Origin of the sequence: Pseudorhizobium xiangyangii, from assembly GCF_020531965.1 — a bacterium.
GTDB lineage: Bacteria > Pseudomonadota > Alphaproteobacteria > Rhizobiales > Rhizobiaceae > Neorhizobium > Neorhizobium xiangyangii.
In genome coordinates, this window is the sequence record NZ_JAJAWH010000043.1 from 1 (window position 1) to 19,020 (window position 19,020).

The 19,020-nt window shown below is 56.7% G+C and carries 21 protein-coding genes and 1 tRNA gene; 11 read left to right on the top strand and 11 right to left on the bottom strand.

Annotation, left to right across the window (positions count from 1 at the left end; genetic code table 11):
* Positions 1-41: 41 nt before the first annotated feature.
* The 3 genes from LH464_RS22880 to LH464_RS22890 are packed head-to-tail and all read right to left on the bottom strand — an operon-like array spanning position 42 to position 3,118.
* Positions 42-596 carry a hypothetical protein gene (locus LH464_RS22880; RefSeq protein ID WP_226788726.1) on the bottom strand — a complete coding sequence of 185 codons (555 nt, stop codon included), beginning with the start codon at positions 594-596 and terminating at the stop codon, positions 42-44.
* A gap of 38 nt (positions 597-634) precedes the next feature.
* Entirely contained in the window at positions 635-2,692 is a 2,058-nt protein-coding gene (locus LH464_RS22885) for a DotA/TraY family protein (protein WP_226788727.1), read from the bottom strand.
* A 6-nt stretch (positions 2,693-2,698) separates the two neighbouring features.
* A complete protein-coding gene (locus LH464_RS22890) occupies positions 2,699-3,118 on the bottom strand; it encodes a hypothetical protein (RefSeq protein ID WP_226788728.1) in 420 nt (139 codons plus the stop codon).
* A gap of 176 nt (positions 3,119-3,294) precedes the next feature.
* On the opposite strand from LH464_RS22890, the gene LH464_RS22895 reads away from it, so the two are divergent.
* Genes LH464_RS22895 through LH464_RS22930 form a run of 8 tightly spaced genes read left to right on the top strand, consistent with a single transcriptional unit; the run spans position 3,295 to position 7,814 of the window.
* A complete protein-coding gene (locus LH464_RS22895) occupies positions 3,295-3,576 on the top strand; it encodes a hypothetical protein (RefSeq protein ID WP_226788729.1) in 282 nt (93 codons plus the stop codon).
* Positions 3,573-3,824 (top strand): hypothetical protein, encoded by a 252-nt coding sequence (locus tag LH464_RS22900; RefSeq protein ID WP_226788730.1) that lies wholly within the window; start codon positions 3,573-3,575, stop codon positions 3,822-3,824. The genes LH464_RS22895 and LH464_RS22900 overlap by 4 nt, the downstream gene beginning before the upstream one ends.
* A complete protein-coding gene (locus LH464_RS22905; protein WP_226788731.1) occupies positions 3,821-4,540 on the top strand; it encodes a hypothetical protein in 720 nt (239 codons plus the stop codon). Before LH464_RS22900 ends, LH464_RS22905 begins: the two co-directional genes overlap by 4 nt.
* The gene (locus tag LH464_RS22910) at positions 4,537-4,812 is read left to right on the top strand and encodes a hypothetical protein (protein WP_226788732.1); all 276 of its coding nucleotides are present in this window, start codon (positions 4,537-4,539) and stop codon (positions 4,810-4,812) included. Before LH464_RS22905 ends, LH464_RS22910 begins: the two co-directional genes overlap by 4 nt.
* Positions 4,809-5,108 carry a hypothetical protein gene (locus LH464_RS22915; RefSeq protein ID WP_226788733.1) on the top strand — a complete coding sequence of 100 codons (300 nt, stop codon included), beginning with the start codon at positions 4,809-4,811 and terminating at the stop codon, positions 5,106-5,108. The genes LH464_RS22910 and LH464_RS22915 overlap by 4 nt, the downstream gene beginning before the upstream one ends.
* Entirely contained in the window at positions 5,105-5,362 is a 258-nt protein-coding gene (locus LH464_RS22920) for a hypothetical protein (RefSeq protein ID WP_226788734.1), read from the top strand. Before LH464_RS22915 ends, LH464_RS22920 begins: the two co-directional genes overlap by 4 nt.
* A gap of 2 nt (positions 5,363-5,364) precedes the next feature.
* Positions 5,365-7,290 (top strand): MobA/MobL family protein, encoded by a 1,926-nt coding sequence (locus LH464_RS22925; RefSeq protein WP_226788735.1) that lies wholly within the window; start codon positions 5,365-5,367, stop codon positions 7,288-7,290.
* Entirely contained in the window at positions 7,287-7,814 is a 528-nt protein-coding gene (locus LH464_RS22930; RefSeq protein WP_226788736.1) for a hypothetical protein, read from the top strand. The genes LH464_RS22925 and LH464_RS22930 overlap by 4 nt, the downstream gene beginning before the upstream one ends.
* Before the next feature lie 94 nt (positions 7,815-7,908).
* Here LH464_RS22930 and LH464_RS22935 read toward each other — a convergent pair whose 3' ends face one another.
* Positions 7,909-8,178, bottom strand: a complete 270-nt coding sequence (locus LH464_RS22935) for a hypothetical protein (protein ID WP_226788737.1) — start codon at positions 8,176-8,178, stop codon at positions 7,909-7,911.
* A 236-nt stretch (positions 8,179-8,414) separates the two neighbouring features.
* Positions 8,415-10,085: a tyrosine-type recombinase/integrase gene (locus tag LH464_RS22940; RefSeq protein ID WP_226788738.1), complete on the bottom strand. Its 1,671-nt coding sequence runs from the start codon at positions 10,083-10,085 to the stop codon at positions 8,415-8,417.
* Positions 10,086-10,309: 224 nt separating this feature from the next.
* Between LH464_RS22940 and LH464_RS22945 the strand changes: the two genes are divergently transcribed.
* Positions 10,310-10,383, top strand: a tRNA-Arg gene (locus LH464_RS22945).
* Between the two features lie 130 nt (positions 10,384-10,513).
* Here LH464_RS22945 and LH464_RS22950 read toward each other — a convergent pair.
* The 6 genes from LH464_RS22950 to LH464_RS22975 all read right to left on the bottom strand — a co-directional run bounded on the left by LH464_RS22950 (position 10,514) and on the right by LH464_RS22975 (position 16,411).
* Positions 10,514-11,296, bottom strand: coding sequence for an ABC transporter permease (locus LH464_RS22950; RefSeq protein ID WP_226788739.1), 783 nt, complete (start codon positions 11,294-11,296; stop codon positions 10,514-10,516).
* A 3-nt stretch (positions 11,297-11,299) separates the two neighbouring features.
* Positions 11,300-12,478, bottom strand: coding sequence for an ABC transporter permease (locus LH464_RS22955; protein ID WP_226788740.1), 1,179 nt, complete (start codon positions 12,476-12,478; stop codon positions 11,300-11,302).
* The gene (locus tag LH464_RS22960; protein ID WP_255648686.1) at positions 12,475-13,554 is read right to left on the bottom strand and encodes an ABC transporter ATP-binding protein; all 1,080 of its coding nucleotides are present in this window, start codon (positions 13,552-13,554) and stop codon (positions 12,475-12,477) included. Before LH464_RS22960 ends, LH464_RS22955 begins: the two co-directional genes overlap by 4 nt.
* Before the next feature lie 96 nt (positions 13,555-13,650).
* Positions 13,651-14,691 carry an ABC transporter substrate-binding protein gene (locus LH464_RS22965; RefSeq protein ID WP_390625040.1) on the bottom strand — a complete coding sequence of 347 codons (1,041 nt, stop codon included), beginning with the start codon at positions 14,689-14,691 and terminating at the stop codon, positions 13,651-13,653.
* A gap of 222 nt (positions 14,692-14,913) precedes the next feature.
* The gene (locus LH464_RS22970) at positions 14,914-15,654 is read right to left on the bottom strand and encodes an SDR family NAD(P)-dependent oxidoreductase (protein WP_226788743.1); all 741 of its coding nucleotides are present in this window, start codon (positions 15,652-15,654) and stop codon (positions 14,914-14,916) included.
* An 82-nt stretch (positions 15,655-15,736) separates the two neighbouring features.
* Positions 15,737-16,411 (bottom strand): GntR family transcriptional regulator, encoded by a 675-nt coding sequence (locus tag LH464_RS22975; protein WP_226788744.1) that lies wholly within the window; start codon positions 16,409-16,411, stop codon positions 15,737-15,739.
* 186 nt (positions 16,412-16,597) lie between these two features.
* Here LH464_RS22975 and LH464_RS22980 point away from each other — a divergent pair, with 186 nt between their 5' ends.
* Both LH464_RS22980 and LH464_RS22985 read left to right on the top strand, forming a co-directional pair.
* Positions 16,598-17,650 (top strand): phosphotransferase, encoded by a 1,053-nt coding sequence (locus LH464_RS22980; protein ID WP_226788745.1) that lies wholly within the window; start codon positions 16,598-16,600, stop codon positions 17,648-17,650.
* 3 nt (positions 17,651-17,653) lie between these two features.
* The gene (locus LH464_RS22985; protein ID WP_226788746.1) at positions 17,654-18,970 is read left to right on the top strand and encodes an aspartate aminotransferase family protein; all 1,317 of its coding nucleotides are present in this window, start codon (positions 17,654-17,656) and stop codon (positions 18,968-18,970) included.
* The last annotated feature ends 50 nt before the right edge of the window (positions 18,971-19,020 follow it).

Sequence of the window (19,020 nt, forward strand, 5' to 3'; positions counted from 1 at the left end):
GCCCGCAATTGCGGGCTTTATCTTCTTCTTCGCGAGGTCTTTTAGCGAGAGTTGATGAGTATCAATCCTCCCGCGATGACAGACCCCCCCACGACTTTCTCAAGCGTATCGGGATGATTTTGATAGAGATGGCCTCCCCACAAAAACGAGTCTGTAGTGTATCCCTTCGGCGCAATCCATGCTTTCAATTCTTCAGTGATCGGTATCGTCACCGAGCAGGTCGTTTCACCACCTGTCGGAATGCTGTCACTCTCACAAGTGCCGTGAAAAGTTTCCGGCCAGACATCTCCGGTCGTCCTATTTGAGACTCCATATTTTAGTCTCAGTCCACCCAGCATATCGGTCCCAGAGTCATTTTTTACGCTATATGAAGTGCGGTAGACCCCTTCCGAGATGGGCATTCCTGATCCAATCTGCGAGACTTTTAGGAATGTCACCTGAAAGAATTCTGGCACCTCCGGCACCACGGGCACCACGGGCGCAGCGACACCAATCACGCCCGTGCCTTGATATCGAAAAACTATGTCATTGGGGCCGGCAGCTGCTGCCCCTCCAGCTATCAAAGACATTCCTAATATTGTCGTCAAAGTCTTCATTTTCAGTCTCCTCAATAATTTCGTGACTCACAAATTTCTTATCCAGCAGTGTCATTCTTTTGCGCAGACCGAGCCTTTACGCCGCCCTCTTCGCCGCCTTCATCTTTCTTTCCAGACTTCGGAATCGTCGGCATGCCCGGCATACCCTTGCCGAGTACAGCAGCCGCTGCGCCAGCTGTACCGACCAGCATTCCCTTGTCTGAGAATCCGTGACCCTGCTGACCCATCCAAGTCAGGATGCGGTCTACAATGACGAAAATCTGTCCAAAGATGTGGATTATCAAATACATCAGGAGGAATGTGCTTAGGATGAATCCGACGAGCATCGAGGTCAGGCCTGGATCCTCGTGATTGCCCCACCACATGGTGCTCCACAGCACATCAACCGTGCCGACAAGGAGGGGTAACAGAAGGAAAGCCGCGATGAATGCTAGCATTCCAATGGGTAGCATTAAGAAGACGGAAAACAGGAGCATGGCCCCCATTTTTGATGCCTGTGCCAGCATGTCTTCGCCGTCCATCCGAAGCCATCCAAAAGCCCATACGATGATCGCAATCGCGGCTTCAAGGACTGCTAGAAGCCAGAGACCTGCGAAGATGACCATATAGATGAAGGGTAGGACAGGAATGATGTAGGCTCGTACTGCCCCAATCATCCAGAGCGTACCAAAAATGGTTCCGAGCCATGGCATCGCCCATAATGCGGCTCCATCCGTTCCGAGAGTGCTACCCGCGATCGTGAAAGCTGCGATTACGGGGACCAAGGTCGCTAAAATCCCCGTGACGGCAATCGCCATAAAGGTATGCCCAGAGCTAACTTGCTCTGCTATTGGGTCTGACCTTTTTATCTGATCGACGATCGTTTCATCCGGAAATTTCGGTCTCGACATCATCCATTCAGCTAGCGATCGAGCAAACGGGGCGAGCGCTTTCGTGATGAAATTTTTCTTCTGGTCAGACGCTCCAGCCAAGTCATTGGCTTCAAGGCCAATCTCCGCTTCTTCTCCAGAAATTAAATGTCTAAGAGTCTGCAAAGCCGCTCGGATATTGTCGCTATTGCTGCTTCCATCTTCGTCTACTCGAACCCCTGTCCGACTATGCTTTAACCCCACCAGTTGGTTGACGGCAGCACTCTCTTTTGAGATCGCCATCCAGAACATTCCGGCAGTCACAAAACCTTGCTGGCGAGCCGCCTCTACTATTTTCTTTCGTCTCTTCACGCCTTCTTTATCGAGCGCCATTTCTGTAGCGACCGCTGCCGATATTTTGGCATCGTAGTCGTCGCCCATGCGGCGCAAGGCATTTGCTACTCGTGGGAGGGTCCCGGATGTGATGTTTTTCAGGGCCTGTTCGTTGGATAGAGAATGGTTCTGTACTGAAAATAATTTTCCAAAATACGCCGCAAAAGCCCGCAAATTTTCGACTTGATCGGCTACCGCTTTTTCACGATCATCAGAGAAACCTGGTTTGTCATTTATTCTCACGACATCGACGCGGCCGCAGTCTTGTCCGTAGTCCCAAGCTCGGATATTCACCCCGAGCTTATCGAATTCGTTTAACACACCTTCTTTTTCCGGCAGAATGACAGGCGTCAGCCCCCAAGGCTCAGCCATTTTATTGTGAACGGCTGCGCAGATTTCCGATTCTAGAAGATCAAGGACGACCTTCTCACCACCCGCACTCATTGGCATAAGCGCGTGGTGTTTCTGTACGACATGCTCGACGTAGCCAACCCACATCGCGTCCACCAGATTGATAGAAGCGCGGGCAACGACATCCCGCAGGAAAAGGTGTCCGTTCGAAAAGCCGTGGGACACCGGGATCATCAATCCAATCCCGATCACAACGCGCAACGGAGCATATATCTGGTGATATTTGTCTCCGAGGACTTTGCCAGAAGCTGCAGTTGAAATGACGCCCTGAAAAATCATTCCTAGCAGCGTCAGAGAGCCGATATAGACTAGCGTGGACGAAAAGATGGACATAGCCAGGCCGAAGCCCGTCGTCGTGTCTGACGGCAAAAGGACGTTCACCCACATCCACGCGATATTGTGCTCGCTAGGGGTCGCTAGAAGATCGGAGACAGCCAAGCCCATGTCGGTTCACTCCTGCTCTACAGGAGCGACCTCGCTCGATTCAGTCAGTTTGAAAATGAAGCCGTCGAAAAGCTTCTTGTCGCGATCCGTCGCAAAACTGGCGACCAAGCGTGGACCCATGTCTTCCGAAATCTTGCCTTCCTGAATTGCCTTCAAGAAGGCTGCACCGATGACAATTTTGCGCCTCGTATCGTCGCGCCTGCTGGCATCCCGGGCAGCTTTTTGAAGCCTCGCCAAATCGGATTCCAGCTTTGCCTTACGCTGAAGCAGTCGCTTCTCTTTCTCGGATACGGAGCTCGTCTTTCTCAATTCTAACATGTCATTTTCTCCATCTATAATTTTCTGTCGGCGGATTTCGAAAGCAAGAGTCTCGAAAAACCGAAAGCAAAAAATGATGACAAGAGAAGCGTTGCTTAGATAAAACAAGTCATCAAAAATGCCTTACTTATCTATAGTCCCAGCAACATTTGCATGAAGCAAGTAGTCGTGTTTTTCTTCTTCTAAGAAACCAAGAGAGAGCCCCCTGCTCTAAGGGCGCGGTTAAGCAAACTTCGTTTGCCGCGCCTGGCAGGGCCTCTCTCAAAGCGATCGAGGAGAAAAACATGAACAAAATCGGCCTGTACTACGGTCACTATCCCGACACGGAAATTTTCATCGTCGTGCCCGACGGGATCACGCCTGCGCAGCTACGACACTACGTCAAAGGCTTGGGCTTCCTCGACTTTCAAAATGACGATGGTCAGTCGCTGTTATGCGGATCAACAAGCAGTCAAAAAGACGCTCTGCACCAGCGGCTCGAAGCCCTTGGCTATCGGCTAAAACCATCCAAGATTTTTCGCGCCGTGCCCTTTGATGTTGATGAACATGAGGGAGACGCCTCATGAGCTACGGGGAGAAAATCAGCGGCGTATATGCCGAGTATCGCCGTTTCGGATTCAAAGAAACTATCTATGAAGTCCGCAAGTCCATCACTGTCGAACACGTTTCCAGAAACCGCGTCCTCCTCCATTTCCAGAACGCTGATCCGGTCATTAAAACCCTGACGGCGAAACATATAAAGCTCCTCACGCCAGACGGTCGTAATCTGGTAGCCGAGTGGACAGAGGCCTCGAATAAGGAGGCCTCAAGATGAGAAACCTCCTCAAATCTCCCGTCGTCCTGGACGCCTTATTTTTCGTAATGAAGCTTGCGAGTTTTGCAGGATTTCTGACAGCGCTTCATTACGGCGGAATTGTCTCGGTTGTGATTATCTTAGCATGCGCCCCTCTAGTGTTCTTATTAGAGAGACGCATGCTAGCTGGGCTTCCCCGAGACGACGACCACGACGATTTTCGTCAGATGGTCAAAGCCCGCTGGATTAAAGAAGAGACCCCCGAAGGTACTTGTTATCGACACCCCCTAGCGACAGAATTTTATAACGTTGTGCTGGGCGCTCCTGCGACCGAGGAGGGTGACAAGGACACCAATTTCTACGCCGACCTGATCACCTGGTACCCCGCCGATCGGAAGACGGGCACCCTCTTCCATGACGGCTGGTCCGGCTACGAAAACATTGTGAAGACGTTGACGCTCTATGGCTTCCACGCTCGCGATATCATCAAGCTGCCAATTGGCTGGAAATATCCTTACTACGCCGATTGTCGGTATAACGACGGCCTCCTAGCCCACGCCGACGCCTTCAAACGCGCCTATTACCAGCGCCGCCACCTCCTGAAGCTCGCTCGCCGCAAATACATGAAGCAAGTCAAACGTGATCGTATCCGCTGGATTGATTACGGCTGGGCCAAGGCAAAGAGAGAATGGAAGCGTTTCGAGCGGGAAATGGCAGTGCGGGAGGCCTCAAAATGAGAAACCTCCTCCTCAAAATCCTGCTCACCATCGTGAAAGTTCTGGGCTCAATCTTAGCCGCACTGATCGTAGCGCACGTGCTGATCTGGCTCTTCTTCGATCAGATTTTTGTTGATCCCGCTCTTATTTCCGCGAAGCCGTCACCCGAATATGGTTTTGCGCTACTGGCCGTCCTCATAATGCCAATCATAGCCGCGTCTGAGGCTTGGGATGCGATCGATAGCCTCCTTGCGCGGTTCTCGCGGCCCTCCGAAAAGGAGGCAGCGTTATGAAGACGCCTCTTCTGCTTATCTTCGTCATCGGCGTTAACTTGATCTCTATTGCTTTCGGGGCTTCGGTCAGCGGTGCTCTCACCTACCTGTATTCCACAGATCTTTTTGACTTCTGGTCATCCGTGGCCGTGCTTTCAAAGCCTGCCCCGCTGCCTGAATACTTATTGGCTAATCCATTTATTGAGTCGGTGGTTTTTCTCCCTTTTGCAGGGTTTTTCACCTTCTCGGCCATCGCCTGTCTCACGATCGCGCATCTTGTAGAGAGGTGGTTCGGACTAGAGGAGGCCCCAAAATGAGAACCGAACGCCCTCCCCTCACCCCACTAGCAAACGCCAGCCTGCGCAAATTGCAGGCAGCCGAACAGTCTCTCTATCAAGCCCGATCACATTTCATGGCAGCATTTGCGGGGCATCTTTCCCGCCCTGCTAGCAGTGAAGAAGAGCGTCAGCGCCTTCTAGATCTTCTTGAATCGAAGACGATCGCCAGCGCTCCGTTCGAAGCCATGCTAGCCGACATGCGCGGGTGGCTCATCAGAAACGGGAGGGCTTGAAGGTGAAAACCTCCCTCCCCGACGACACTGCGCTCTACCATGCGCAAGCCAAAGTTTTTCAACGTAGCGCGGGTCGTTCCGCCGTCGCCGCCGCAGCCTACCGCAGTGCCTCAAAGCTGGTAGACGACCGTATCGGGCAGGAATTCGACTACACCAAAAAGCACGCTGTCGCCGCCTTCATCGTGGCACCCGTAGGCTCTCCAACCTGGGCGCAAGACCGCGAGCAACTATGGAATCGTGTCGAACTGGCGGAATACAAAAAGAATTCTGTCGTTGCGCGGGAGTGGGAAATCAGCATTCCACGCGACATCCCCGCCGACCGATGGGAGGATTTCGCTCGCGACGTGGCTCAGCCATGGGTCGAGGCCGGGGCAATCGTTGATATCGCCATCCACTGCCCGCCAGACGTAAACGGCGAGCCTCAGCCTCATCTCCATATTATGCTGTCGCTCCGCAAGCTGGATGCCAGCACAGATTCAGGCTTCTCGAAAAAGAAAAACGACGACCTGACGCGGCTTTTCGAAAGCGGCGGCCGTCATGGCGGCGGCTCCAAAGCTGACGCCCTAAAGGTTGAACGCGAGCGCATCGCCACGGTGATGAATTCCTATCTCGAAAAAACCGACAGCCCTCGCCGCGTCAGTCACCTGTCAAATTCGGCCCGAGGCCTAGACCAAGAACCCGAGCCTTCAATCGGCGAAGGCCGCAAAAAAGCTTCCCGCAATCGCGGAAAGGGCGACCGCAGAACCGCCGTCGTCAGCACCATGCGCATAGCAAAGGCTTGCGAAAATGAACTCATGAAAACGGAGAAAGAACTCATGGCTATCAATCTAAAACACCAATTCTCAGACAAAAACGGCATCAAGCCGCGCCATCAGCAAGACTACAAATCCACGCTTTTGAATCGCCGTTTCCCCGACGCGGCGGGTCAAATCGACCCCCAAAAATTGTACATGATCGATGTCAAAGATCCCCGCATCACTCGCGTGCAGTGTCGCGATGGCGGCTGGCTGGAAGTCGAAAATCGCCAAATCCGCACCTATGGCCCGCAAGGCTATGCCGATGAAATCGCTAAAAAGCTCGAATCCGCAGGCTATGCCGATCACATCGAGCGCCTGGAAGAGAGCGCCCGCATTGGCAAAAACGGGCGTCGTCAGCAACACATTCCTAACACCATGCCTGATGCTCAAGCCGAGACCATCGCGGATCGCTGGCGCTCGCGTGGGTATACCGACATCCAAGAATCGCCCGATGGTGTCTACGTCCGCATAGGCCAATCTCGCATTCAGGATCTGGGCGACGAAGTCAGATTGCACGGAAAACCGACCGAGGCCGCCCTTCGTGCGATGGTTGCCAAAGCCAGCGATGAATGGGGTTCCGAGATCGAAATCACTGGCAGCAAGTCCTTCAAAGATTCGCTCTGGCTGGAAGCTCAGCGTCAGGGGGTCAAAGTTTTCGACAGCACCAACGGCGAGCCCTACGCCCCAAGTCCCGAAATCCTTGCTCGCTGGCAGTCCGATCTCGCTCAAATGCAGGGCAATCAGACTCAAATCGAGGGCATCCGCCAGGTCAAAAAGTTGACCTCTCTCATGAAAAATGCGGCTTCTGGTGACAAGGACAGCCTTGCCGAGCTCCAAAAGCGGGACGCGCATTTGACCGCTTTTCTCGCTCAACACCTCGACGCCGACCAGCTGAAATTACTGGCTCAGGAAAAGGATTCTGACTTAGAGCCTCAGCTTGACGGCATGAGAGAGCTAGGTCGTGAAATCCTTGAAGATGATCAGCAACAGCAGCAGGCGCAGGCCACCAAACCTACCAGCACCAGCACGCCAAATTCGGCAGTCGAGGATGCTCTATTGGAGCAGGAGGACACTGCGGAATTCACTGAATGCGAAGATCCCGATGGCCCCAAACCAAGGAGCCCGCAATGATTTTCGTAAGTCACATTATCGATCATACTGAAGAAAAGGCGCAGGCCAATGCACTGCGTCGCTACATCAAGGCAAAGGCCGCTGGACGAAAGTCAATGGGATATGTCTATCCCATCAAGCACGACAGCGGGATAGTCGGATGGGTAGGGTGCGACAAGAAGAAAGCCCAACAAAAAGCAGGCTCACGCCGTTACCGCCAGCCTGGCCCGTGGTGCGATGTCCTCGGACATGACACCTCAATCAAAGACGACCAATATCTAACGGCGTTCTTCGGACTCAACGTGACTGACGACGCAATATTGGAAAGTCACGACTGGAATCGACTGCTTCCGAAAGTAACCACCGACCGCGTCAAAGCCCTAAGGGCCTTCCGCTTGAAAGGGATGGAAATCCTCGATCGCCAAGCAAGACGCCAGTCATCGGCAGCTGTGCCAGCAGCCGCCGCGAAGTCTCTGGTATCTTCAAAATACATGAAAAAGGGAGAAGGCGTCCGACCCCTCAAGCTGCTAAAAACCACCAATTAGGCCCCAATCGGGCCTTCTGGTAACATTTGGAGCGGTTTTAAGGCCCATTTTGTGGGCCTTTCTGATGTCTGCCTTACCTGCACCCGTGGAAAAATCAGCTCAGCGCGAGGTCTCTGGCCGCATCTTCGGCAGCCTTCACTGCATTCTCAGCAGCCTGGATTGCCAGCGCCATTGTGCTTTCGATGCCATGCCCGATCAGCGCACTTTCTTGGTCATCGGACATATGTCCTTCCAATGTATCGATAGTCCACAACCAGCGCTCAAAATCGGGGTCTTTCGTGCGCTCCACCCATGCCGACATAGTATCTGTCTGTGCATGAGCGAGTTCATTCTGCGACGACCAATCCAAATCAATAATTTTCATCAATCAGTTCCTTTGCAATCGCCTTCCCTTGCGGCTGGCGTGACTGATCAATGCCCTGCGATGAATCTTGAATCCAATTCTTTCTTTTGATGAAAAATGTCTCAAGCTACTGGTTTCACGAGGCAAATAACGATTTATCGATTTTAATTAGGGGGCTGAAACCTTATTTGATTGTTCTAAATCTTTGACGGAGAAGGTTTAGGACTCATTTGTTTTTGTGATGTATCCCTTATTTTTCAAGCACCTTCATCTTCAATAGCTTCGTAGCGACGGCTCTCAAGATCGTCAGCCTCGTCCACCGTCTTCCGAAGCTCAATTTTCCGCGAAGGCTTCTTAGTCTCTAATCTCTCCATGATCGCGTACCATGGTTCATCTTCACTGAACCGGACGCCTTCCGAGATATCCTCAACTGCCTTCATCCTCGCCAGTCGCTTGAGGGGATTGTTAGATCCAACGTTCCGATTCCGTTTCCATTCGCCCTCTACAGCTTCAAAAACGATATCCGTCCAAGCCTGCATTGCTAGTTGCTTGAGATCAAGTCGTTGTCCAATGGCATAAGCCAGAGTTGTGACCTCTGCCGCCCTCATCATTTGCTGTCCTGTTTCAAGTCCTGCGTGATCCAAAACGGCGGAAATCGCATCGCCCCGCACTGCCCTGTTTGACAATGTGGTGGCAAATGTCCGTCGAATGTCGTGCATAGAGAAGTGCGGGATATCTTCAAGAAGGTCAGTTCCTATACGTCGCTCAACACCCTTTCGCTTCGGAGAATTATCAATTCCGCGCATTCTCACCAGTAGGTTTTTCGGCGCGGTTCTCGCAATCGGCGCGTCGGACTTCTTTCCACGCGAAGCTGTAGCTGGAAAGACGAATTTGCTGCCGCCGTTCCTGTTGTGGCTCAACGCTCTTTCGATCAGAAGCACCAATCGGGGTGGTATTGGCAAGGCATGCGCTCGCCTCGACTTCATGGCAACCTCAGACCAAAAGACAACCTTCCAGCCCGTAGGGCCGTCAGGGTATGGGAGAACGTGAACCTTCTCCAAGGCCAGCCCCGCACTTGTCCGCTGGCCCACCAGTGCAAGCCACCATAGCCCGCAAAGCACCGTTTCCGATGTCCGCCTTTTTTGCTTCCTATCGGGCAAAGTTCGATATTTCTCGGCGCGATACAGAACTTTGGCCAAGTCCTCTAGACTTGGCATCCTCGTGCGCGGCTCAACAGCAGTCGAATCTAGAATTTCGACTTCCAGCCACCACCTTCTTTCACCCCCTAGACCTGAATTTTCCCTGTGCTTACGCTTCGCAAAAGATAGCGCAGCCTTTGAATTTGCGACAAAGGAGCGGCTGGCGGTTTTGCCGCCTTTTGCTCTCAATGCGCATTTATCCCGCACCGTTTCAAGATGGCCGGGGGTTAGTTCGGAAAGCAAAAGTCCCTTCAATCCCTCGGCTTCTGGCGCTGTCAGAGCACGGCGAGCGTTCTCTACTGATCTCTCAGATGGCTGGCGCATGCGCTGCTTTACCAATCGAGGCTTTGCCAGATATCCGTCAGTGTATTCGGAAACCAGTCGCTCCCACGTCCACCGACCAACATCCACGGCAGCCTGTCGCTCGACTGCCTTTTTGGCATCTTCATCCGACTTCCCTACACCCTTGCCGGATATGAAGCTGGCAGGATCTAGACCATCTTTCAAAAGTGCCCTGACCTTATCCGCGAGTTCTCGTGCCGCCTGAATCGTCTGGATTTCACTAGCCCGACACGCCCCTCTTTCAGACTCCGACAGTTCGCCCAAAACCCGTGTCTTTCCCGCATATTTTAGTGAGAAGGCCGCTGACGATTTGCGTACTCTCAAGATCAGTCCATCAGTCTTATCATCGGCAAAAGTCGTGCCGTCGCCAGAGCGATCGATGACCATCTGGCGGGCCATGTTCAAGTGTGAAGCCGTGAGTTTCGCCCGTATCGTCGCCATAATCTAAAACCCTCAGTGAATTCGTCCCAGCTCATAGCATGGGACCACATCGGGACCAACATTCTGCGTCAACTTTCTTTGCAGTATGTCGCTCGACCGCACTTTAGGACCGTTAGGATCGGCATCAGGTAATTGATTTGATTAGATATTTTACAAAAGCAAGCGAATCTGAAGCATAAGCTTAGAAAAATACTTTAGATTCCTAATCTGGGGGTCACGCGTTCGAATCGCGTCGGGATCACCATATTCTTCAAGGACTGCCAACTGCCACTATAGATGGCCTGCACCGCGTCCTTGCAAACCACAACAAGCGCTGTATCGACTGAGAAAATCCGACCCCGGATGGCCCTGGCCCATCTGAGACGATCGATGCACTATCGCCGTTTGGCAAGGAACGACCGGGACAGCACGACGACCAACCCGATCAACAGCGTCATGGCAATGAAGAGGAAAGCCGCTGCTGCAATCGCCGGACTGATGTTTTCGCGAAGACTGGAAAACATCTGCCGGGCCAGCGTACGCTGGTTGGGACCTGCGACGAAGAGCGTCAACACGACCTCGTCCAGCGATGTTGCGAAGGCAAGCACGGCACCGGAGAGCACCCCTGGCATGGCGAGCGGCAACGTCACGCGCCGGAAGACTGTCGTGGGTGAGGCGCCGAGGCTTTGCGCGGCAAGCTCCACTCGTTCATCGATGCCGGCGAGCGCGCCGGTGACGCTGACCACGACGAAGGGCACGGCGACGACCGTGTGGGCGATGATCACGCCGGCATAACTGTTCGTCAGGCCGAAACCCGCAAGCAAAACCTGCAGGCCGACCCCGAGCACCACCGCCGGCACCACCATTGGCAGCAGGAAGAGCGTGCGCATTGTGCCGCGGAAGAAGATGAGCCGGTTGCGCAGACCCAATGAGGCGGCCACGCCCAGCACGGTGGCGAGCAACGTCGTGCCCGAGCCGATGATCAGGCTGTTGACGATCGCGCGGCGCCAAGCATCGGCGGTAAAGAGTTCCTCGAACCAGCGCAACGACCAGGACGGAATCGGATAGGTGAGGATAACGCTCGACGTGAAGGCGAGCGGCAGGATGGCGATGAGCGGCGCGACGAGAAAAAGGATCGCGAGCGACGCGAAGGCGAATTTGGTGAGCTTCATCGGCATGGTCTAGCGCCTCCCCTGCTCTTCAGCGGAAAGCCGCGCATAGACGCTGTAAAGATGAAGCGTCGCGATCAGCAACACCACCCCAAGTGCGCCGGCCATGCCCCAGTTCGCAGAACCCGTGGCATAGAAGGCAATGATCGACGAGATCATCTGGTCGCCGGGACCGCCGATCAGCGCCGGGGTGATATAATAGCCGATGGCCGAGATGAAGACGAGCAGGCCGCCGGAGGCAACACCGCGAAGACTGAGCGGCAGGAGCACACGCAGGAACGCACGCAGCGGATTTGCGCCCAGCGAGGCCGCCGCCGGCATCAGGTTGTTCGGGATGGTGATCAGCACGGAATAGATCGGCAGCACCATGAACGGCAGCAGCACATGGGTCATGGCGATGATGACGCCGGTGCGGTTGAAGATCAGCGGCAGCGGTGCATCGATAAGCCCGAGCCATCGGAGGAGATCGTTGATGAGGCCCTGTTCCTGCAACAGGATGAACCAGGCGGCCGTGCGCACCAGAAGCGAGGTCCAGAGCGGCAGCAGCACGGCCGCCAGCATCAGGTCACGTTTCCAGCCCGTAAGCGAAGCCGCTATGATGGCATAGGGAAAGCCAATGCAGGCGCAGGTGAAAGTCACAAGCGCGGCAATCCAGAAGGTGCGCACGAGAATCACGCGGTTGACCGACTGTTCGGCAGGCAGGTGTTCGATCTCACCGGCGGAGTTGCGGCCAAGGTCAACGGCTGCAAGCAGGTTGCGGTCAGTCAGCGGCGACAGCGCATCGGCGATGGCCAGCCAGAATTCCGGCTTCTCCCAGCGCTTGTCGATGGAGATGAGGTCGGCGGGCGGATTGGCCGTGTCCTCGAGCGCGCTTGTGGTCTTCGACATCAGCGTGCGGAAGCCGGAGCGGGCGCTGTTGAGACGGCGCACCATATCGCCAAGCGCCTGATCGTCGTCGACAGTCCTCAGGTCCTCCATCAGCGCCGTCTGCATGGGCATGGTCGGCGGCGACTTGCGGTCCCAGTCAACGACAACCTCCGCCGTCCGCGGAAGCAGGCGCAGCACCGCCGGATCCGACACTGCCTGCGACATCATGCTGAAAAGCGGCCAGACGAAGAATCCGATGAGGAAGAGGAGAAGCGGCGCAAGCAGAAGCAGAGACCGCCCGGTCCGGGACGAGCCTGCACTCATGGCGCGATGACCCTGCAATCGCTGGCCGAGAAGCCCGCAAAGACCTTGGTGCCCGGCGGAAATTCCCGCGACCTGCGCCCAAGCTTGGCGATCAGTGGATGGGCGGCGTTGTGCAATTGCACCCGCAGGTGATCGCCCTGGTAGACGGAGTCCGTGACTTCTGTTTCCAGACAGTTGCGCGCGCCACCCCTGATCTCGGTGAGATCGACCCGCTCGGGACGAATGGAAAGATAGACAGTCTGGCCAGTCGCCACCGTACCGGAAACGGCCGAAACGATATGGGCTCCGGAGGTCAGCCGCACACTGGCTTCCTCGCCCTGCACTGCCTCCACGACGCCCTCGACCAGATTGGTCTCGCCGATGAATTCGGCGACAAAACGTGTCGCCGGCTCGTCATAGACCTGTCGAGGCGTGCCGATCTGTTCGATCTTGCCCTTGTTGAAGACGGCGACACGATCCGACATGGTGAGCGCCTCCGACTGGTCGTGCGTGACGAAGACAATGGTCAGGCCGAGCCGGCGGTGGAGATCGCGGATGTCGAGTTGCATCTGCTCGCGCAGCTGCTTGTCGAGCGCGCCAAGCGGCTCGTCCATCAGGACAACGCGCGGCTCGAAGACCAGAGCGCGAGATAGCGCCACGCGCTGCTGCTGGCCGCCTGACAGCTGCGATGGCCTGCGCTCCGCAAAAGCGGACAATTGCACCATGTCGAGGGCCCGCGCCACGCGCTCTGCAATCTCGGCCCTGCCCATGCCACGCATCTGGAGCGGAAAGGCGATGTTTTCGCCGACCGACATATGCGGGAAGAGGGCGTAGTTCTGGAAGACGACTCCCATGTCCCGCTTGTGGGTCGGCACGGCGTTGATCGCCGTTCCATCAAGCAGGATGTCGCCCGAGGTCGGTTGTTCGAAGCCGGCGAGCATCATCAGCAGTGTCGTCTTGCCGGAGCCGGAGGGCCCGAGCAGGCTGACAAACTCGCCTTTCGCGATGTCGAGTTCGAGGTTTTCGACCACGCAGAGCGAGCCGTAGAATTTTGTGATGCGGTCAAATCGAATGAATTCGGCCACGGAAGACTCCATCGCTAGAGGCAAAGATGCGATGCGGAAAATATCCGTGAGAACGCATCCGGCCGGACAGGAAGGGCGCCTGTTGAGGCGCCCTTCACCGAAATGTCCTTACTGGGCGAGCCAGGCGTTGAAGCGCTGCGTCAGCGTTTCCGCGTTGTCGATCCAGAAATCGACATTCAGCGAGATCGAGTCCGTCATGTTGGCCGGATCGGTCGGCAGGTCCTTGGCGAATTCTGCCGGCACCTGCGCGGCAGCTTCCTTGTTCGGCAGCCCGTAAGCTACGAATTCCGGGAGTTTGGCCTGATGCTCGGGCAAACTCGCGAAGGCGATGAAGTCCTGTGCGGCGTCCTTGTTCTCGGCGTCCTTCAGCACGACCCAGCTGTCGACGGCGTAGATGCTGCCCGGGAAAACGACTTTGAAGTTCTTGCCTTCCGAGCGGTTGATGCCCGTGATGCGGCCGTTATAGGCCGACGCCATCGCGACTTCGCCGGATGCAAGGAACTGCAGCGGCTGCGCGCCCGATTCCCACCAGACGATGTGCGGCTTCAGCTCGTCGAGCTTCTTGAATGCGCGCGCGACGCCCTCTTCGGTCGACAGCACGTCGTAGAGTTCGTCCTTCGAGACGCCATCGGCGAGCAGCGCGAACTCGAGCGTGTATTTCGGGCCCTTGCGCAACGAACGCTTGCCTGGGAACTTTTCGACGTCCCAGAAGTCCACCCAGGAGGTCGGACCTTCCTTCAGCTTGTCGCCGTCATAGGCGATCGCCGTCGACCAGACGATAGCGCCGACGCCACAGTCATTGACGGCAGAATCCAGGAACTTGTCCTTGCCGCCCATCTTGTCCCAGTCGATTTTTTCATAAAGGCCGTCGGCACAGCCAAGCGCCAGCTCTTCAGCTTCAACCTGCACGGCATCCCAGTTCGGCGCGCCGGCCTTGACCTTCGACTGGATGACGCCAATGCCGCCGTCCCAGGCTTCATCGAGCACCGGCTTTCCGGTCTTTTCAGAGAACGGCTTGAAATAGATGCCGCGCTGCGCATCCTGATAGTTGCCGCCCCAGGAGACGACGGTCAGGTCGCGCGCAAAAACCGGCGCGGCAAGGCTTGCGGAGAGAACGACGGCGGCGGCCGTCAGAATCCCGGATTTCATGATGGTTTTCATTGCATTCCCCTTTTCTTCGTTTGCAGTGGAACCGGTTGGTGTCGGCTCCGATGACGATCTCATGCGACTGCTGACCTCCGCCTCGCCTTTTTGGCCGTCGGCAGTGATTGCAGCCTCTCGGTCGTCTCGCCCTTTCCCCAAGGCGTGTCGGCCGATTGATGCATTCCAGTCATTGCCGGTCAACGGGAATTTTTTCCCTTTTGACCGTTGTCAAACGTGCTGCCCTCCGTTGATGTGGATTTCCGCACCGTTGATGTAGGACGACTGCTCGGTACACAGGAAATAGATGGTTTCCGCGACTTCGCGCGGTTCGCCCAGCCTTTCCATTGGCACTTCCGCAGCCACAAGCGCGTCGGTCCCCGGCGAAAGGATCGACGTTTCGATCTCCCCCGGCGCAATGGCATTCGCCCTCACGCCGCGCCGACCGAATTCGTGCGCCATCTCGCGGGTCAGCGAGGCAAGCGCAGCCTTGGATGCAGCGTAGGCAACGCCGGCGAACGGGTGGACCCGCGATCCGGCGATCGAGGTGACGTTGACGATCGATCCCTTTGCCGCCTCAAGCTCCGGCATGAGTGCGCGAGCGATCAGCGCCGTCGAAACGACATTAACATTGAGTACCTGTGTCCAGACATCCGCATCCGTACTCATCACACCGAGGCGGCTCTTTTCCGGGCCCTTCGGTGAGATGCCGGCATTGTTGACCAGCGCGTGCAGTCGGCCGTTCGGCAGGCGCTCGCGCACAGTCGCGGCAAGGCGGTCGATCTGCGAGAGGTCCGCCAGATCCGCCTGGATATGACTTTCGCGGGCGGACGGCCAGGCGCACTCTTCGGAAAATGGCTGTCGTGAAACGGTGAGAATGCGCCAGCCCTTTGACTGGAACAGCTTGACAGTCGCATGGCCGATGCCGCGGCTCGCACCGGTCAGCAACATATAGCGGCGTTCTTCGGTCATGCAGGGCACTCTCTTTTGATGCTTGATACATCGTAATCAGCAGCCGGCGAAATGCAAGCCTCCCCTCGGAAGAGGCATGCACCTACAATGCTTTCCGTTCTGCCCCGCGTTCGATCCGCTCGAGGATCGGCTTGCCACCAAGCAGGATGTCGTCAACGATCGCCATCGAAGCCGCGCCGGAATCGTGACGCTTCAAGGCTTCGACAACCGGATAGTGGTGATCGATCATGGCTCGCCCACCCGGGAGATAGGCGTCGGAGATGTGCGGCCCCATCTGTAACCATAGCCGCCGTAGAATGCCGTTCAGCACGGGCAATCCGGCAATCTGTGGCAGCATGAAATGGAAGGCCTGATTGAGTTCCGCGCCCTTAAGACGGTCGCCAGCCTCAATTGCCTTCTCGTTTTCGCAAAGAATGCGCTCCAGAACCTCGATATCCGCGCTGGTAGCCACCTGCGCAGCCGTTTCGGCTGCGAGCCCCTCCAGTTTGATTCGAATGGCCCGAATCTCCCGGTAGCGGCCTTCGCTCAAGTCCGGAATGCGGATATCCCGCGGCGAGCGAAAGATGATCGCTTCATCATTGGCAAGCCGAAGGATGGCGTCGCGGATGGGGGTGACGCTGATGCCGAACTGTTCGGCCAGATCGCGGATCTTCAGCCGGTCACCGGGCTGAAAACGCCCCTGGATCAAAGCGTCGCACAGGGCGCCGTAGACGGCCTTGTTCAAGTTTTCATGTTCCAGTGTCGTGAATTCAGGCATGGAACTGATCCGGAAAATCGAGTAAACAAGATATTTGATGCATCTTTTTTGAACTTGTTTCAAGTCAGGATGCCGCCAAACGGCTTTTTCCGCCAGGTGAAGCGTAGAGGGAAAGCAGCCACACACGCTTTTCCGGGGCAAGGCCAGCCACTCAGAGGCCATGCGGGGAATCGCGCAGGAGCAGACATGACGGAGCACTCACCCGCCGCCAAGAAAAAGACAGACTCCATGTCCGCGACATGGAACCCGACGTCGCTCGCCGATGCGCAGGCCGCGGTAGCGGACGCCTATGGATTTGCCGGTAAGATAGAGCGTCTTTCCAGCGAACGCGACGAGACCTTCCTCTTCACTCGTGACGATGGAACAGAGTTCGTCCTCAAGATCGCCAATCCCGCCGAGGATCCGGCCGCCCTCGACTTCCAGGACGGCGCGCTGCAGCATCTGGCGGCCGTTGCCCCTGACGTGCCCGTACCCCGGCTTGTCTCGACGGCCAACAATGAGCTGAGCCATTCACTGCTCACGGCCGATGGCACCCGCATCATGCGCCTGCTGACTTTCCTGCGGGGCAAGTTGCAGTATCGCACACCGGCCTGCGAAGCCCAGAGCCGTAATGTCGGCCGGGCACTGGGAGAACTCGGACTGGGTCTTGAGGACTACGATGGACGCCCGCCCGAAGGAAAACTGATGTGGGACATTTCCCACACGTTGGACCTCGTCGCCATAGTCGATCATGTCGCACCCGAGCGGCGGGCACATGCGGAAGCGGTACTCGCCGAATTCGACCGTGCGCTTCCGGCGATCACGAGGCTGAAGCGGCGCCAGATCATCCACAACGACTTCAACCCGCACAACATCCTGCTCGATCCGGCATCCCCCGACGATGTCGTCGGCATCATCGATTTCGGCGACATGGTCCATGCGCCGCTGATAAATGACCTCGCAGTTGCGCTCTCCTATCACCTTGCCACAGAAAACTGGGCCGCGCGCACGGGTGCCTTCCTGGAGGGCTTCTGTTCGGCACGTGCGCTTGAGCCGACAGAAATCGACCTGCTGCCGGTTCTCACCCGGGCAAGGCTCGCAATGTCGATCATCATCGCTGAGTGGCGCTCGGTACACTTTCCGGAAAACCGCGACTACATCATGCGTAACCATGCCAGTGCCTGGCGCGGTCTTCAGAACATCTCCGACCTCACCCCCGCAGGGCTGAAAAGGCTCGCCCCCAACATTTCAGAGGCTTGAATCATGTCGATGGTGAATGCGTTTTCGCGTGAAGACTTCGAACGGCTGGATGAAGCGGAAAAAGCGCTAATCGCACGCCGGGAAAAGGTGCTCGGCCCCGCCTACCGCCTGTTCTACGAAAAACCGCTGCATCTCGTGCGCGGCGAAGGCGTCTTCCTCTATGATGCAGCAGGCGAACGCTATCTCGACGCCTACAACAACGTCGCCTCGCTCGGCCATTGCCACCCGCGCGTGGTGGAGGCGATCACCAAGCAGACCTCCATCCTCAACACCCACACGCGCTACCTGCACGAAGGTATCGTCGATTATGCCGAGACGCTGACGGCCACCTTTCCCGAAGCGCTCAGCCAGGCCATGTTTACCTGCACCGGCAGCGAGGCGAACGACCTCGCCGTGCGTATTGCCCGCGACATCACCGGCGGCACGGGCATCATCGCGACCGAACTTGCCTATCACGGCCTGACGAGCGCGGTGGCGGAGTTCTCGCCCTCGCTCGGCGAATCCGTGACGCTTGGGCCCCATGTGCGCACCGTGCCCGCCCCGGACAGCTATCGTCACTCGCCAGAAGAGATGATGGAAAAATTCGGACGCGACGTCCGCGCGGCGATCGCCGACCTGAAGCGCCACGGCATCAAGCCAGCCATGCTGATCACCGACACGATCTTTTCGAGCGACGGCATCTTTGCCGGACCGAAAGGCTTTCTGAAGCCGGCCGTGGACGCGATCCACGAGGCAGGCGGCCTCTTCGTCGCCGATGAGGTGCAACCGGGCTTCGGTCGCACGGGCGAGGCCATGTGGGGCTTCGAGCGCCACGGCGTTGCGCCCGATATGGTGACAATCGGTAAGCCGATGGGCAACGGCTACCCGATGGCCGGCATCGTGCTGCGGCCGGAAGTCATTGCCGAGTTCGGTCCAAGAGCGCGCTATTTCAACACGTTCGGCGGCAATCCCGTCGCCGCGGCGGCCGGCAAGGCAGTGCTCGACACGATCCGCATCGACGGCCTCCAGCAGAATGCACTGGACGTCGGCCGCTATCTGATCGACGGGCTCAAAAGCCTCTCGGACTACTATCACGCCATCGGCCACGTACGCGGCTCCGGCCTCTTTATCGGCGTGGAAATCGTCGCCGACCGGGCTCAAAAGCTTCCCAGCGCGGCATTGACGACGCGGATTGTCAACGGCCTGCGCGAACGCCGCGTCCTGATCAGCGCCTCCGGCCCGGCTGCGAACATCCTCAAGATCCGCCCACCGCTCGTCTTCACCCGCGAGAACGCCGATACATTGGTGGAAGCGCTTGGCGACGTTCTGAAGACGCTCTGAGGGACCCACCGAAAACACCCTTCGCAAACTTAACCTGATGTGGTGGATGG

Coding starts and splice junctions, on each gene's coding strand:
- LH464_RS22880 (WP_226788726.1), bottom strand. CDS start 596: ATGAAGACTTTGACGACAATATTAGGAATGTCTTTGATAGCTGGAGGG.
- LH464_RS22885 (WP_226788727.1), bottom strand. CDS start 2,692: ATGGGCTTGGCTGTCTCCGATCTTCTAGCGACCCCTAGCGAGCACAAT.
- LH464_RS22895 (WP_226788729.1), top strand. CDS start 3,295: ATGAACAAAATCGGCCTGTACTACGGTCACTATCCCGACACGGAAATT.
- LH464_RS22900 (WP_226788730.1), top strand. CDS start 3,573: ATGAGCTACGGGGAGAAAATCAGCGGCGTATATGCCGAGTATCGCCGT.
- LH464_RS22905 (WP_226788731.1), top strand. CDS start 3,821: ATGAGAAACCTCCTCAAATCTCCCGTCGTCCTGGACGCCTTATTTTTC.
- LH464_RS22910 (WP_226788732.1), top strand. CDS start 4,537: ATGAGAAACCTCCTCCTCAAAATCCTGCTCACCATCGTGAAAGTTCTG.
- LH464_RS22915 (WP_226788733.1), top strand. CDS start 4,809: ATGAAGACGCCTCTTCTGCTTATCTTCGTCATCGGCGTTAACTTGATC.
- LH464_RS22920 (WP_226788734.1), top strand. CDS start 5,105: ATGAGAACCGAACGCCCTCCCCTCACCCCACTAGCAAACGCCAGCCTG.
- LH464_RS22930 (WP_226788736.1), top strand. CDS start 7,287: ATGATTTTCGTAAGTCACATTATCGATCATACTGAAGAAAAGGCGCAG.
- LH464_RS22935 (WP_226788737.1), bottom strand. CDS start 8,178: ATGAAAATTATTGATTTGGATTGGTCGTCGCAGAATGAACTCGCTCAT.
- LH464_RS22940 (WP_226788738.1), bottom strand. CDS start 10,085: ATGGTCATCGATCGCTCTGGCGACGGCACGACTTTTGCCGATGATAAG.
- LH464_RS22950 (WP_226788739.1), bottom strand. CDS start 11,296: ATGCCGATGAAGCTCACCAAATTCGCCTTCGCGTCGCTCGCGATCCTT.
- LH464_RS22955 (WP_226788740.1), bottom strand. CDS start 12,478: ATGAGTGCAGGCTCGTCCCGGACCGGGCGGTCTCTGCTTCTGCTTGCG.
- LH464_RS22960 (WP_255648686.1), bottom strand. CDS start 13,554: ATGGAGTCTTCCGTGGCCGAATTCATTCGATTTGACCGCATCACAAAA.
- LH464_RS22965 (WP_390625040.1), bottom strand. CDS start 14,691: ATGAAATCCGGGATTCTGACGGCCGCCGCCGTCGTTCTCTCCGCAAGC.
- LH464_RS22970 (WP_226788743.1), bottom strand. CDS start 15,654: ATGACCGAAGAACGCCGCTATATGTTGCTGACCGGTGCGAGCCGCGGC.
- LH464_RS22975 (WP_226788744.1), bottom strand. CDS start 16,411: ATGCCTGAATTCACGACACTGGAACATGAAAACTTGAACAAGGCCGTC.
- LH464_RS22980 (WP_226788745.1), top strand. CDS start 16,598: ATGACGGAGCACTCACCCGCCGCCAAGAAAAAGACAGACTCCATGTCC.
- LH464_RS22985 (WP_226788746.1), top strand. CDS start 17,654: ATGTCGATGGTGAATGCGTTTTCGCGTGAAGACTTCGAACGGCTGGAT.